Source organism: Betaproteobacteria bacterium, from assembly GCA_009693245.1.
Lineage (GTDB): Bacteria > Pseudomonadota > Gammaproteobacteria > Burkholderiales > SHXO01 > SHXO01.
In genome coordinates this window covers 1-12,672 of the sequence record SHXO01000092.1, presented here as the reverse complement: position 1 = coordinate 12,672, position 12,672 = coordinate 1, and the positions used below count along the sequence as shown (strand labels likewise).

The window sequence follows — 12,672 nt, the reverse complement described above, 5'->3', positions numbered from 1 at the left end:
GATCAGGCTATAGGCCGCCTCGGGGTTGGCGGCGAGGAATTGCTTGAACTGGTCGCGTTGAATCATGACCAGCTTGCAAACCTCCGTGGTCATGACCGAGGCCGAGCGCGGCTCTCCTTCCAGGGCCATCTCGCCAAACAATTGCCGGGGTCCCAATGTGTCGATGACGATTTCCTTGCCGTCGCTATCGGACAGAAAAACCTTCAACCGTCCAGACAGCACCACGTAGATCTGGTCGTTTTGGTCGCCCTCCTGAATGAGAAGCGTGTGCTTCGGATAGGCGCGGATCGTTCCCGCCGAGCTAAGGGCATCGAGGTGGCGATCATCGAAAAGAAAACCGGGCATGGTGAGGCATGATCCTAAAAAAAACCACCGTTGACCGCGAAGGGAATCAAAAATAGCGAGCCGGTATTGGTCTCACCAAACGGGCGAGTCTCATACTTAAGCAGCGGCCACCGAACCTGCTATCGCGTCAAGGAAACGCTCAATAACCAACATCCCGGACGGTGCCTCTCGCACGAGTCTGACGGGATCGACTTCTCCGTACGAATGAGCTATCCGGTTTCGAAGCGCCGCAATTTGACCCATGGCAGCCGTGAGTTCCTTGCTCAGCAAACCTTCACCGGCCAGAATTTCGAAGGACTCTCGCTGCGATGAAGGCACGCCAAGCCCTCGCGCCGCGATCAAGTGCGCGGCGAGATCAATCGCATCCTGAATCAAGAGAAACAATCCGAAGGAAACGTAGGCTTCAAGACGCTCATCCTTCAAGACATCCTCCGCCACGGGCGGCAAGGCGGCACGTAGTTTCTTAATACGGGCGCGGCTCGCAAGGAGTTTCTTGATCAGCAACTCACCCATGGCGCGCCTCCGTTAACAAGCGGCGGCGAGCGCCAGCCACGCACAGATCTAGATTGGGTTTGAAGTCGAAGTAGCGCATGATCGCCTCGGCACGGAACCGCGGCCAAGCGTCTTGTTCGTATTCGAAAAGCGCAATACCATCACGCGCTATCTCGTAGCGCAAGAGCTCGGATGCAACGTCGAGCTCAACCACATGTGGTTCACGTCCGCACAGTCTGGCGAGGTCCGCACCGATTCGCAAGCCCTCCCAAAACTCAGCTCCCATAATTCCGATATCCACGTCACTCGAAGGCAGCGCACGTCCGCGCGCCACCGAACCGAACAACACGATTAGTCGAACACTCGCCACTTCACGGCCAAGGCGCGACGCTTCGGCGCGAAGGCCGGGGAGCGGTAAATCGGCGGCGGCATTCATGCTCGCATGATACTCCAGCGTGCTTCGCACCTCTTCGATCCTATCCACGACATCGTCCGGCATCTTCAGTTGCTGGGCGGAACTTATTATCCGTTGCCGATAGCGCTAAAAAGTGGACCCGCGATCGTGCACTTGAAAGGGAGGGCGATCATGGCCATGAAGGATCCGAACTCAATTTTCCAGAACTTGAAATTAGAGTGCGCGGGCGTAATCGATAGTAGAAAGGACAGCGTTTGTAAAGCCGAGTGGTATTGCGACCATACCGACCGGGATGGCGATGTTTGGGTCGGTCATTGGTGGGGAGATCACACGATGACAGCCGGGAAATTCGAGGTGATTCACGGAACCGGCAAATACACCGGGGCGACTGGCGGCGGCACCTCCACATACACCGAACTGAAGCCAGGTGCGAATGGGTTTGCGATTACCGTGGACAATGGCCTCATCGATCTGAAACGGTGAGTGCTTTCGGAATTTCGTGTCCGAAACCATTGCTGGGCCGGCAATAGCCGGCCCAGGCAGTGCGGCGAGATACCTCAACAGACCTGTTCCCTCCGGCGGTCACAATCAGGAGACCGGCATTTCATGGCAACCGGTACTCGAATCTCTGCGTGGTGAGGTGTTGGCCATTCGGTCCAACGTCACGGCTTTTCCAAGTGCCGCTGCCTTGTATGCCGGCGTATTTCCCGGTGCCACCTACGATGCTGTTGACCCCTTCGGCGCCGTTGCCGTGCCAATCGGTAAAGAGGCGGTCGCCGTCCTCATCGCCGAAGGTGCAAAAGCCTTTGTTTTTGGGAGCGCCATTGGCGACGAAGAAGGTGTAGAAGCAGGTGGCCGGTCCTTGGTGCAGCGGCCCCGAACCCTTGTCGTTGAAGCTCGTGCCGATGGCGGTGCCGTGGCCTTGCATGTGTTTGTCGGCGACGTCCATGGCTTCCCCCGTGACCTTCCATCACGTATGAAGGGAGATGACGCCGGGGGCCCAGCAGGGCCCACGACTCTTGCATACTCTCGAAGGGAAGTTGCCTACCCCCAGAAACATCCTCGACTACACCGGACAGTTGCTCACCCCCCGCGATAGACTCTGACGATATAATTGCGTGGCTGGCCCATCGATGCTCCCAGGAAAACCGGGGAGCATCTGGCGGCGGGGTAGGTTACTTCCCTGAAATTCCAGACATCTCTTCCATCACTTTCAGCATCGCCGCGGAATCCCAATGCGTGCCCTCTTGCGCCCGCGGTTGTGCCATCAGGGCGTTGAAGGCTTGCGCCGCGAGGGCGCCCGCGGGCAAAGCGGTCTTCGTTGCTTGGGCATTTTCCAGCACGATGTGAATGTCCTTGTGATGCAAGGCGGCGGGCAAGCCTGCAACGAATTCACGGTTCATCATACGCGTGCCGAAGACTTCCAGCATGCGGCTGCCGGCGAAGCCTTTCATCAACGCTTCCCAAATAGGCTTGAAATCCACGCCATTGGCGCGCGCGAAAACCATCGCTTCGGCGATGCCTTGGAGCATGACCACGAGAGTGAGTTGGTTACAGGCCTTCGCCACTTGGCCCGCGCCGCTCTCGCCCATGTAGACGATGGTTTTGCCCATGCATTGGTAGAGGGGTTGCATGCGTTCGAACGTGCCCGCGTCACCGCCCACCATGATGGAAAGGGTGGCGGCCTTCGCGCCCGCTTCGCCGCCCGATACCGGGGAATCAAGCATCTGCATGCCGCGTGCGCGCAGCGTGTTGCAGATGCGCCGGGCCGTGTCCGGTGGAATGGTCCCGCAATCGATGACTACCGTTCCGGGATTGGCGCCGGCCGCGATACCGTCTTCTCCGAGCACGACTTGCTCGACATCGTGACCGGTGGTGACGACAAGCACCACGACTTCGGCTTGCGCCCCCACCTCCTTCGGAGATGCACAGCGCCTCGCACCCGCGCTCACCATAGGCCGCGTGGTTTCTTCACGGCGCGCCCAGACGAATAACTCATGGCCGCCCTTCAGGATGTTGGCGGCCATGGGAGCGCCCATGGATCCCAGCCCGATGAACCCAACCTTCATGATGCGCCCTCCACACCGGAGGCGCGCTCGATCACCTTGACGATGGCGGAGGAGTCTTCCTCACCCAGGCCACGGCCCACCAAGGCGTTGAGGTGCTGGGCAACCAGGGCGGCTTGTGGCAGAGCGATGTTCATTCTGGCGGCGGTATCCATCACGATGCGCAAATCCTTGCGATGCAATCTTGCCTTGAAACCCGGTTTGAAATCGCGGTCAAGCATGCGCTTGCCGTGAATCTCCAGCACTTTGCTGTGAGCGAAACCTCCAAGCAGCGCTTCGCGGACTTTGTAAGGGTCTACGCCGTTCTTGCGCGCCAAGGTCAAGGCTTCGGCGACAGCCTCGATGGTGACTCCCCCGAGAATTTGGTTGCAGCACTTCGCCACTTGTCCCGCGCCGTTGGGGCCTATGTGCACGATGTTTTTTCCCATCTCCTCGAACAGCGGCTTCACGCGCGCGAAAATTTCAGGCTTGCCACCCACCATGATGGAAAGGGTTGCGTTGATGGCGCCCACATCGCCGCCGGAGACCGGCGCATCGAGCATCTCCACCCCCTTGGCCGCGAGCTTAGAGGCGATCTCGCGCGTGGCCACGGGCGAGATGGTGCTCATGTCCACCACCACGCTGCCCTTCGCCGTGCCTTCGATGATTCCTTGCGCGCCCAACACGACTTGCTCCACGTCCGGCGTACCGGACACCATGACGATGATCACATCGCTGCCGCGCGCGGCATCCGCGGGCGATGCACATCCTTGCGCGCCCGCTTCGGTAAGCGGTGTCATGGATTCCGCGCGCCGCGCATAAACACGAAGCTTGTTGCCCGCCTTGAGGAGATTGAGCGCCATGGGGCGGCCCATTAGCCCCAAGCCTATGAACGCAAGTTTATCGCCCATGGCCTCTATACCAAGCCCTTGAATCCCGCGCGCCGCTCGCACCAAGCCGCCGTTGACAGCAGATGATTGGACTCTCCTGGGTTACCGATGATCTGCACACCCAGCGGCAAACCATTGGGGCCTAACCCTGTCGGTATCGTGATCGCCGACACCCCCAGCAAAGTCCACAGGGTGCACAAACTGGGATCGCCCGTACTCTCCAATGTGGGCGCCTCGTCCGCCGCGGGTGGCGTCACGATGGCGTCGTGATCTTCCAGGAGCCCGGCGAATGTGCGCTTCATGGCCAGGCGCTTCTCCATCGCGGAACGGTACTCCACGCCGCTGATGGCCTCGCCTTCGTCGAGCGCTTTATTGAGGAATTCGCTGATGAGATCGCGATGGGCGGCGCGCACTTCCCGTGCCGCGCGCGCGGCCTCGTAGAGCATGATGCAACGGTGTACGCGGTGAGATTCGTTGAATACCGGGGGCATCTCCAGTTCGTCCACCACGGCACCGGCGGCACGGTACATGGCGATGTCAAGCCGGTAACGCTCGCGCTGCGCTTCGGACACCAAGTGCCACTGGTGGGTTCGGTAAGCGATGAGCAAGGGCGCCTTGCCCAGCGCAGTCACATGCGGACTCAACACCCACTTGGAGTGGGCAATGCGCGCCGCGACAAACGCCGCGTCTTCCACGCTTCGCGCCATGACGCCGGGCTGGTCCAAGGTTGGGCTAAAGGGCAATATGCCCTCGGTGGAAAGCACCCCTGTGCCTGGTTTGTAACCCACCACACCGCAAAAAGCGGCCGGGCGAATCACCGAGCCATTGGTCTGCGTGGCCAAAGCGGCCCCGACCATGCCACAAGCCACCGCCGCCGCCGAGCCACTGGACGAACCTCCCGGCGTATGCGCCGTATTCCACGGATTGCGTGTCTTGGACGGCACCATGAATGCAAACTCCGTGGTCACCGTCTTGCCCAGCGAAAACCCCCCTGCGGCTTCCAGGCGGTCCACCACCTCGGCGTTGTGGCTGGGCACGTACCCGGAATAGATTTTCGAGCCCATGCTCGTGGTCACGCCGCGCGTAAGGAAGATATCCTTCACGCCCACGGGCAACCCATGCAGCGTGCCCAGGAAACTGCCCGCCGCGCGACGCGCGTCCAGTTTGCGCGCGGCATCCAAGGCATGGTCCTGGTCCATCCAAGCCCACGCTCGAATCTCCGGCTCTTTCTCCTCGATGCGCGCGAGCAAGGCCAGCGTGTAGGCCTCGCTCGTCAGTTCGCCGAGGGCGAGCCGGTGCGCGGCTTCCTTCAAGCTCATGGCATACAAGGGGAGCTTGGACGATTGTGTGGGGGCAAGGGCCATGGACTCCTCACATTGCCTTCACTTTGGGATTGACCAGATTGGGCGGTGTTTCGCCGCGCAAGGCCGCCACGCAATTCTTGGCCGCGGTCATCGCCATCGCCTTGCGCGTGGGTTCCGAGGCGCTCGCGATATGGGGCGAGAGCACCACGTTCTTGAGCGATAGAAATTCGGGCAGGAACTTCGGTTCGTTTTCGTACACGTCCAAACCCGCCGCCCAGATCTGCTTGGCCTTTAAGGCATGTATGAGGGCGGCATCGTCCACGATGCCCCCGCGCGCCATGTTGATGAGCACGCTCGCGGGCTTCATCATGACCAATTGCGCGGCACCGATGAAATGGTGCGTCTCGGAGTTGTAGGGCATGACCAGCATCACCACGTCCGCTTGGCGCAACAAGTCTTCCTTGCTCACGTAGGTGGCATTCACCGCCCGCTCGCTCTCTGGCGAGGCACGACGGCGGTTGTGATAGATCACCCTCATATCGAAGCCGCGGGCACGCTTGGCGATCGCCTCGCCGATGCGCCCGAAACCAAAGATTCCCAATGTGGCGCCATGCACGTCCATGCCGAGCATCTGCTTTGGGAAGGTATCGTTCCATTGCCCGCTACGCAGGTGATGCTCGCCTTCCGTGATGCGGCGGCAGGTGGCGATAAGAAGGCCCATCGCATAATCGGCGACGCTTTCCGTCAGCACCCCCGGCGTGTTGGTCACCATGATGCCGCGCTCGGTACAGGCCGGGACATCGATGTTGTTGTAGCCGGCGGCGGCATTGGCGAGGACCTTGATGCCCGGGCAGGCCTCCAGGACTTGGGCGTCCACTTTCTCGGTCACGGTTAGAACGGCGCCGTCCATGCCCGGAAGTTTCGCCGCGAGATCTTGGGGCGTATAACGCACACCGGTCTGGTTCATCGTTACCTGGCAGTGCGTATTCAAATAGTCCAGAGTCTCGTTGAATACCTCGCGCGTGACCAGGATCTTGGGTTTATTCATTGCTGTGAGACTCCTCCTGGAGGGGGAGTCTATTGGCATATGCCCGCGCGGGGAAGCCCATTGGCGAAATTGCGGACCCTCCCAGATTCGTTAGCTTTCGGCAGGCACTTGGATGTTATATCAACGAATCAACTTGTTATCGGATGGGGATTCCATCCCATGGTGAGCATGAACATGGCAAATCCGATTACATATGCGAGCGCGACATGCCAGCCATGGCGCAGCCACGACCCAACGGAGCGGGCTTCGGGGAAGATCGTGGCGATCGCCACCCCCGCGGAAGAGCCGAACCAGATCATGGAGCCGCCAAACCCTACCGCGTAGGCCAACCCTCCCCAGTCATAACCATCTTGCTTGATGGCCAAGGCCGTCAGCGGAATGTTGTCGAATACGGCGGAGACGAACCCCAAGCCGAAGGCCGTCATGGCCGATGCCGTGGGCAATTTTTCCACCGGCATGAGCGATGCGGCCATGACCAGCGACAGCAAAAATACCGCGCCACGAGCGGCCTCGGGCAGCTTGCTCCAACTCGGCTGGCGCCACGTAGCCGTTAACAATATGGCTACCCACACAGCCACTCCGATAAAGGGAAAACGATCCGCCACCGCATTGAACTGGCGGTTCACCACGACGTTCACCGCAATGGCCGCCAACAAGATGATCATTACGATGGCTACCCGCGACCAATCCACTTGGAGGTTCTTCTTGGGGTCCGAGGTAATGGGGTAGTACGCGTGCTGCTGGCGGGCTGCAATCACTCCAAAGATCACGAATGCCGCGCCCGCCGCGACGTAACTATGGAGAACGTCGATGGGATTCACACCCGCGATCCACATCATGGTGGTGGTCGTATCCCCCACCACGCTGCCAGACCCGCCCGCATTGGAGGCCGCGACGATAGCCGCCACGTATCCGATATGCACGCGGCCAAACACGGTCAAGGCCACGGCCCCGCCAATCATGGCCGCCGCGATGTTGTCCAAAAAAGCCGAGAGCACGAACACCAGGGCCAGCAACACCAGCGGGCCCACCCAATCGTTGGGAAGAATGGCCGGCAATGCGTCCGGCACCTTGCTGTCCTGAAAGTGCTCCGCCAGCAGCGCGAAGCCAGTGAGTAAAGCCAGCAGGTTGGTCAGAATCACCCACTCGTGCCCCATGTGGCCGAGGAATCCCTCCAACCCTGGGCCTTGCTTGAATCCGGTGAAACCGAACTTGTAAGCGACGATGACCAGCATGCCGCCGATGGCGATATAGAACGAGCGCTTGTGGAAGAACGCCACGCCCAGCAAAGTGGCGGCAAACAGAATGAAATCCACTGGTATTCCCAGTAAGGATGGCCCGCCGCCAAGCGCGCTCTGCGCGGACGCGGTTAATGAGACGATATCGGACAAACCCGTTCCCCTTACTGCGAGTACATGCGTTTTAGATCCGGCTCGGCCGGCTTAGGCTGCTACGCTCGTCGCGCTGTTCTTGCGCACGAACTCCGTCATGCGCGCGATGCCGTTCTTGATGGCCTCGTTGGACGCCGCATAGCTGAAGCGAATGTGCTGGCCCTCATCGGGCACGCGCGGGCCGAAGTGAATGTCGGCCAGCACCGCGACCCCGGCTTCATACAGCAACCGCGAGCGGAACTCCTCTGAATCCTTGATATCTGTCATGCGGCAAGCCTCGGTGACGTTGGGCCACGCGTAGAAGGCGCCTCCGGGATTCTTGCAGGTCACGCCCGGCACCAGGTTGAGCAAGCCAACGATCAGGTTACGGCGTTCGAAGAAGATATCGCGCATTTTCCTGGCCTCGGTCTGTGGGCCGTTGAGCGCTTCCACGCCGGCCCACTGGCTGATGTGCGAGGCGCACGATTCGGTGTTGGTCACCCAGTTGGTGAAGTAGGGCGCTAGTTTCTTGTTGGCGGCGAAGCCCAGGCGCCAGCCCGTCATGGCCCAGGTCTTGGAGCAGCCATCGGAGATGATGGTGCGTTCCTGCATGCCGGGGAAAGAAGCGATGGAAACGAACTCGCCCTCGTAGATCAGGCGCCCGTAGATTTCGTCGCCGAAAATCCAAACTTGCGGATGCTTGCGCAGAATCTCGGCGATGGCTTCCATGTCCTTCTTCGGGATGATGCCGCCCGTGGGATTCTGCGGTGAATTGAGAATGAGCAGCTTGGTGCGCGGCGTGATCTTGTCCGCCAGTTCTTGCGGGTCGAAGCTGAAATTTCGTGCTTCGCGTAGATGGATGGGCACGCCCACCGCGCCGTTGGCCTTGATCTGGGATTCGTAGATTGGGAAGCCGGGGTTGGGATAGATCACTTCATCGCCGGCGCCATAATCCGTAACCGTTAGCACGGTGTATCCGATGAAGGGTTTGGCGCCCGCCGCGACCACCACATCGTCAGGCTCCACCTTGACGGCGCGCGTGCGCGTGAATTCCGCCGCCACGGCTTGGCGCAATTCCAGAATACCGGCGGAGGGCGTGTATCCGTGCTTGCCTTCGCGCACCGCCTTCACCGCGGCGTCTTGGATGTTGACCGGCGTATGAAAGTCCGGCTGGCCGATGCAGAAGGAAACGATGTCGCGCCCGTCGCGGATGAGCTTGTTGACTTCGGCCAAGACGACGAAGGCGTTTTCGGTGCCGAGGCTTTGCGCGCGGCTGCTGATGTTGGCCATGACAGTTCCGTAACTAGAGTGAAAGGCTGGGATTCTAAGGCAACGGGGTGGACAACCACTCACGCAGTAACGCGTTCACTTCTTGCGGCCGTTCCAAGGTGCAGAGGTGGCCGCAATCCTCGATGATTTCCAGCCGCGCACCGGGGATCAGGGCGGCTATCTCCTCGTGAAATTCCACCGGCGTGAGTGCATCCTCCCGGCCGCAAATCACCAGCGTTGGACACTGGACCGCGCCTAGGCCAGGCCGAAAATCCGGCCGCGCCATGATGGCCTGCTGCTGGCGCAAGAATGCCTCCACGCCCATGCCTTCGGCCATCGCGCGTATCACTGCCACCAGCGAATCCTCCTTTATCCGGCCGGCATGGATCAGCAAGGGGAGCAAACGCGTGGTGACGGGCGTAAATCCGCGCTCCGTTTGCGCGAACGTCATCAGCAAGCGGCGGCGCTCGGTTTCATGGGGTTCATCGGGGCGCGATCGAGTGTCCAGCAATGCCAGCCGTTGCACGCGATCCGGTGCTTGCCGCATCATTTCCTGCGCCACATATCCGCCCATGGACAAGCCCGCCAAGGAAAATTCTTTCGCGGATACTTCGCGAAGCACGCGCGCCGCCATGGCCTCGATGGAAGTATCGCGAGTGAGATCCGCCGCCCAAGGTACGCAGACATCCGCGAGCCCATCGGTTTGCGGCTTGAACAGCGCCGCGTCGCAAAGAAGCCCTGGTAGGAAAACGAGCGCGGGCTTCACCTCGGCGGAGGCGTCACGTTGGCGTAGGTGTCTTCCAAATCCATCTCGGAGAGCACCTCGTCCAGATTCTCCACCTCCGCCACTTTCCCCGGCACCCACACACCTTCCATGCCGAAGTAGCTTGGCACTTCCGCCGGCTCGGCGGGTGCGGAGCCGTCCTGCGCGACACCCGCGCGTTCCCACCAACTGGACTTCGCCAGCGGCACCTCCAGCTTGGCCAGGGGTTCTTCGGGAGCGATGCGCGTGATCACGGACTGCAGCTCGCCGATTCTTTGATGGGCGCCTTCCAGGGCCGAGCGCAGCTTTTGTACTTCCCGCATCAAATCATCCGGTCCTGGGCTGGCACTCTTTTCTTCATCCATCGATCGTCTCCATAATTTTACTCATTGGGTACTACAATGCCTTTTCCACTCCATTGTATAGACTCCATCATGACTACCAATACCCAAGTGTTGCTCGCCAGCCGCCCCGAGGGCTGGGTCACGGAAGCGAATTTCAGTATCGTGGAAAAACCCGCCGCGAAGCCTGGACACGGCGAGTTACTCGTGAAGAATCACTACCTGTCCCTTGACCCCTACATGCGCGGGCGCATGGCCGAGGGAAAATCCTACGCCAAAAGCGTGGACATCGGCGAAGTCATGGTGGGCGGCACCGTGAGCGAAGTGGTGGAAAGCCAGAACAGCCGCTTCAAGGCAGGCGATTTCGTGGTTGGAAATTTAGGCTGGCAAAACTACGCCGTCACGGACGGTGCAGGGCTGGTAAAAATCGAGGGCGGCAAGATCCCGCTATCGGCCTATCTAGGGGTAGTGGGCATGCCAGGCGTAACCGCGTGGACCGGATTGTTCGAGCACTGCCAGCCCCACGCTGGAGAAACCGTCGTGGTCTCCGCGGCTTCGGGTGCCGTTGGAAGCGTGGTGGGCCAACTCGCCAAACTGCAAGGCTGCCGCGCCGTGGGCATCGCCGGGGGCAAGGCGAAATGCGATTACGTGGTGCGCGAGTTAGGCTTCGATGCCTGCGTGGATTACAAGGCGGGAAGACTCTACGAGGATCTCAAGGCAGCCGTCCCGAAAGGTATCGATTGCTACTTCGAGAACGTGGGCGGAGTCGTGATGGACACCGTATTTCGGCTGCTCAATCCCTTCTCCCGCGTGGCGCTGTGCGGACTCATCTCCGACTACAACGCCACCGACCCCTACGGCATGAAGATGATTCGCTCCATCCTGGTGAACCGCGTGAAGATGCAAGGCTTCATTGTCAGCGACCGCATGGATCTCTACACCAAGGGGCGGCAAGAATTGATCGAGTGGGTGGCAGCCGGAAAGATCAAGTACCGCGAGACCGTCGCGCAAGGAATACGCAGCGCGCCGAAGGCCTTCATTGGGCTACTGAAGGGAGAGAACTTTGGGAAGCAGGTGGTGAAGCTGGTTTGAAACGCGCTGCAAACGCCGCCGTCGGCGAACCGGCGGCGTTGCAATGCCCCTACTTGACGGTAATTTTTGATTCATTGAGTTTGGCGCCAGCGGTATCGGTGACGGTCACCGTCCAGTCGCCGGCGAGGTGCAACTTCTTGCTCGACCAAGTGCGCCATGGAGTACCGCCGACATTGAGCGTGACCGGGAAGATCTGGCCGCCATGGGTCCAGGTGACGGTTAGCTTTTCGCCGGCCGCCCACTCCACTTTTAGCCACAGATAGGCTTGTTCGCCGAGAGCGAATGTAGTGGTCTCACCGGCAATTTTTTCTCGGCGATGCTTTTCCCCGTTTTAACCTCGACGATCTTGCCGGCCGAGGTGGCGATTACCGGCGCCAACAATGCGAGTACTGCGAAAGTAGAGAGAATCTTTTTCATGGTGCGACTCCTACGGTGATTGCAACTTTGCCAAGATCGGTGTTAATCCTTGGCGGCATGCCGCCGGTTCAGTACACCCACGAAGCACACAACAATTACGCCGGTACACCTCCTTTCTTTACGCCAGTAAGCCACCGGCCTTTTGCAACGGGCGCGCGCACTATCTCCGGGACAGCCTGCTCTCCAGTGCGCATGGCAACTACCGCGTATCGCCGGGACGTAGCTCGCGCAGAAACGCGAAGTGCGTGTCGCGATGGCCGCTCAGCACCGAATTGCCCGCGCCGCCAGGCAAAGGCGTGCCGTTCATATGGCCGGGACCGAAGGCCAGTGTGCGGCTGCTGGCACCCGCCAGCACCATCAATGCAACCCTTAAGCGCGGGGCTTCGAGGCGCGCGACCGGATGGGTATCCGCCCAGGGCCAGGGCTTCACCCCGGCACCGGACGCAAGCGATCTGCCCCACCCCGCCGCGATCAGCTTCTGCGCTGCCCAGGCCTTGGCGTGGATGTACACCCATTCGCTTGCCTGCCAGATGGCTCCCTTTTACTCCGCCATTTACAACCGCATGTTGAACAGGCCGGGAAAAGCCACCGGCCTTTCTCTGATACAAGATGAGAGCAGCCAACGCTTGAGCTACTTCGCGCTGCGCTCTCGCTTCGACAAAGCTCGCGCGGCCGCTGGCGTCTCGTTCCAATTCCGGGACATTCGCGCGAAGTCGGCAACCGACATGGAAGACCTCCGGCACGCGCAGAAGTTACTCGGACACAAACACCAACCGATGACGCAGCACTACAAGCTCCACAGGAAAGGCGAGCAGGTCAAGCCACTTCGTTGAGAAGAGGACCGCTGCACTATGCAGTGGATTTGATTTTGTAGACAAGAG

At 60.3% G+C, this 12,672-nt stretch carries 17 protein-coding genes; 3 read left to right on the top strand and 14 right to left on the bottom strand.

All coding sequences use genetic code 11. The features are described from left to right. From EXR36_13560 to EXR36_13550, 3 genes are all read right to left on the bottom strand, one after another. Positions 1-345: cyclic nucleotide-binding domain-containing protein (locus tag EXR36_13560; GenBank protein MSQ60631.1), on the bottom strand; the 345-nt coding region annotated here is incomplete at its 3' end. Positions 346-441: 96 nt separating this feature from the next. Further along, complete coding sequence (locus EXR36_13555) at positions 442-858, bottom strand: DUF86 domain-containing protein (protein ID MSQ60630.1); 417 nt, start codon at positions 856-858, stop codon at positions 442-444. Beyond that, positions 851-1,336: a nucleotidyltransferase domain-containing protein gene (locus tag EXR36_13550; protein ID MSQ60629.1), complete on the bottom strand. Its 486-nt coding sequence runs from the start codon at positions 1,334-1,336 to the stop codon at positions 851-853. The genes EXR36_13555 and EXR36_13550 overlap by 8 nt, the downstream gene beginning before the upstream one ends. A gap of 87 nt (positions 1,337-1,423) precedes the next feature. Here EXR36_13550 and EXR36_13545 point away from each other — a divergent pair, with 87 nt between their 5' ends. Further along, entirely contained in the window at positions 1,424-1,735 is a 312-nt protein-coding gene (locus tag EXR36_13545; protein MSQ60628.1) for a hypothetical protein, read from the top strand. 121 nt (positions 1,736-1,856) lie between these two features. Here EXR36_13545 and EXR36_13540 read toward each other — a convergent pair whose 3' ends face one another. From EXR36_13540 to EXR36_13500, 9 genes are all read right to left on the bottom strand, one after another. Next, a complete protein-coding gene (locus EXR36_13540; GenBank protein ID MSQ60627.1) occupies positions 1,857-2,201 on the bottom strand; it encodes a hypothetical protein in 345 nt (114 codons plus the stop codon). Positions 2,202-2,427: 226 nt separating this feature from the next. Next, complete coding sequence (locus EXR36_13535; protein MSQ60626.1) at positions 2,428-3,321, bottom strand: NAD(P)-dependent oxidoreductase; 894 nt, start codon at positions 3,319-3,321, stop codon at positions 2,428-2,430. Beyond that, complete coding sequence (locus EXR36_13530; GenBank protein ID MSQ60625.1) at positions 3,318-4,208, bottom strand: 2-hydroxy-3-oxopropionate reductase; 891 nt, start codon at positions 4,206-4,208, stop codon at positions 3,318-3,320. Before EXR36_13530 ends, EXR36_13535 begins: the two co-directional genes overlap by 4 nt. A gap of 5 nt (positions 4,209-4,213) precedes the next feature. Next, complete coding sequence (locus EXR36_13525) at positions 4,214-5,551, bottom strand: amidase (protein MSQ60624.1); 1,338 nt, start codon at positions 5,549-5,551, stop codon at positions 4,214-4,216. Between the two features lie 7 nt (positions 5,552-5,558). Then, complete coding sequence (locus EXR36_13520; protein MSQ60623.1) at positions 5,559-6,539, bottom strand: D-glycerate dehydrogenase; 981 nt, start codon at positions 6,537-6,539, stop codon at positions 5,559-5,561. Between the two features lie 128 nt (positions 6,540-6,667). After that, positions 6,668-7,921, bottom strand: coding sequence for a citrate transporter (locus EXR36_13515; protein ID MSQ60622.1), 1,254 nt, complete (start codon positions 7,919-7,921; stop codon positions 6,668-6,670). A 60-nt stretch (positions 7,922-7,981) separates the two neighbouring features. Then, on the bottom strand, positions 7,982-9,199 hold the full coding sequence (locus tag EXR36_13510; protein ID MSQ60621.1) for a pyridoxal phosphate-dependent aminotransferase: 1,218 nt from the start codon (positions 9,197-9,199) through the stop codon (positions 7,982-7,984). Between the two features lie 34 nt (positions 9,200-9,233). After that, positions 9,234-9,944 carry an alpha/beta fold hydrolase gene (locus EXR36_13505; GenBank protein ID MSQ60620.1) on the bottom strand — a complete coding sequence of 237 codons (711 nt, stop codon included), beginning with the start codon at positions 9,942-9,944 and terminating at the stop codon, positions 9,234-9,236. Continuing rightward, positions 9,941-10,306 carry a hypothetical protein gene (locus EXR36_13500; GenBank protein ID MSQ60619.1) on the bottom strand — a complete coding sequence of 122 codons (366 nt, stop codon included), beginning with the start codon at positions 10,304-10,306 and terminating at the stop codon, positions 9,941-9,943. The genes EXR36_13505 and EXR36_13500 overlap by 4 nt, the downstream gene beginning before the upstream one ends. 69 nt (positions 10,307-10,375) lie before the next feature. Here EXR36_13500 and EXR36_13495 point away from each other — a divergent pair, with 69 nt between their 5' ends. Beyond that, complete coding sequence (locus EXR36_13495; protein ID MSQ60618.1) at positions 10,376-11,374, top strand: NADP-dependent oxidoreductase; 999 nt, start codon at positions 10,376-10,378, stop codon at positions 11,372-11,374. A 49-nt stretch (positions 11,375-11,423) separates the two neighbouring features. Here EXR36_13495 and EXR36_13490 read toward each other — a convergent pair whose 3' ends face one another. Continuing rightward, the gene (locus EXR36_13490) at positions 11,424-11,678 is read right to left on the bottom strand and encodes a DUF2914 domain-containing protein (GenBank protein MSQ60617.1); all 255 of its coding nucleotides are present in this window, start codon (positions 11,676-11,678) and stop codon (positions 11,424-11,426) included. A 312-nt stretch (positions 11,679-11,990) separates the two neighbouring features. Beyond that, on the bottom strand, positions 11,991-12,323 hold the full coding sequence (locus EXR36_13485; GenBank protein ID MSQ60616.1) for a sortase: 333 nt from the start codon (positions 12,321-12,323) through the stop codon (positions 11,991-11,993). 31 nt (positions 12,324-12,354) lie between these two features. Between EXR36_13485 and EXR36_13480 the strand changes: the two genes are divergently transcribed. Beyond that, complete coding sequence (locus EXR36_13480) at positions 12,355-12,624, top strand: hypothetical protein (GenBank protein MSQ60615.1); 270 nt, start codon at positions 12,355-12,357, stop codon at positions 12,622-12,624. Positions 12,625-12,672 lie beyond the last annotated feature (48 nt).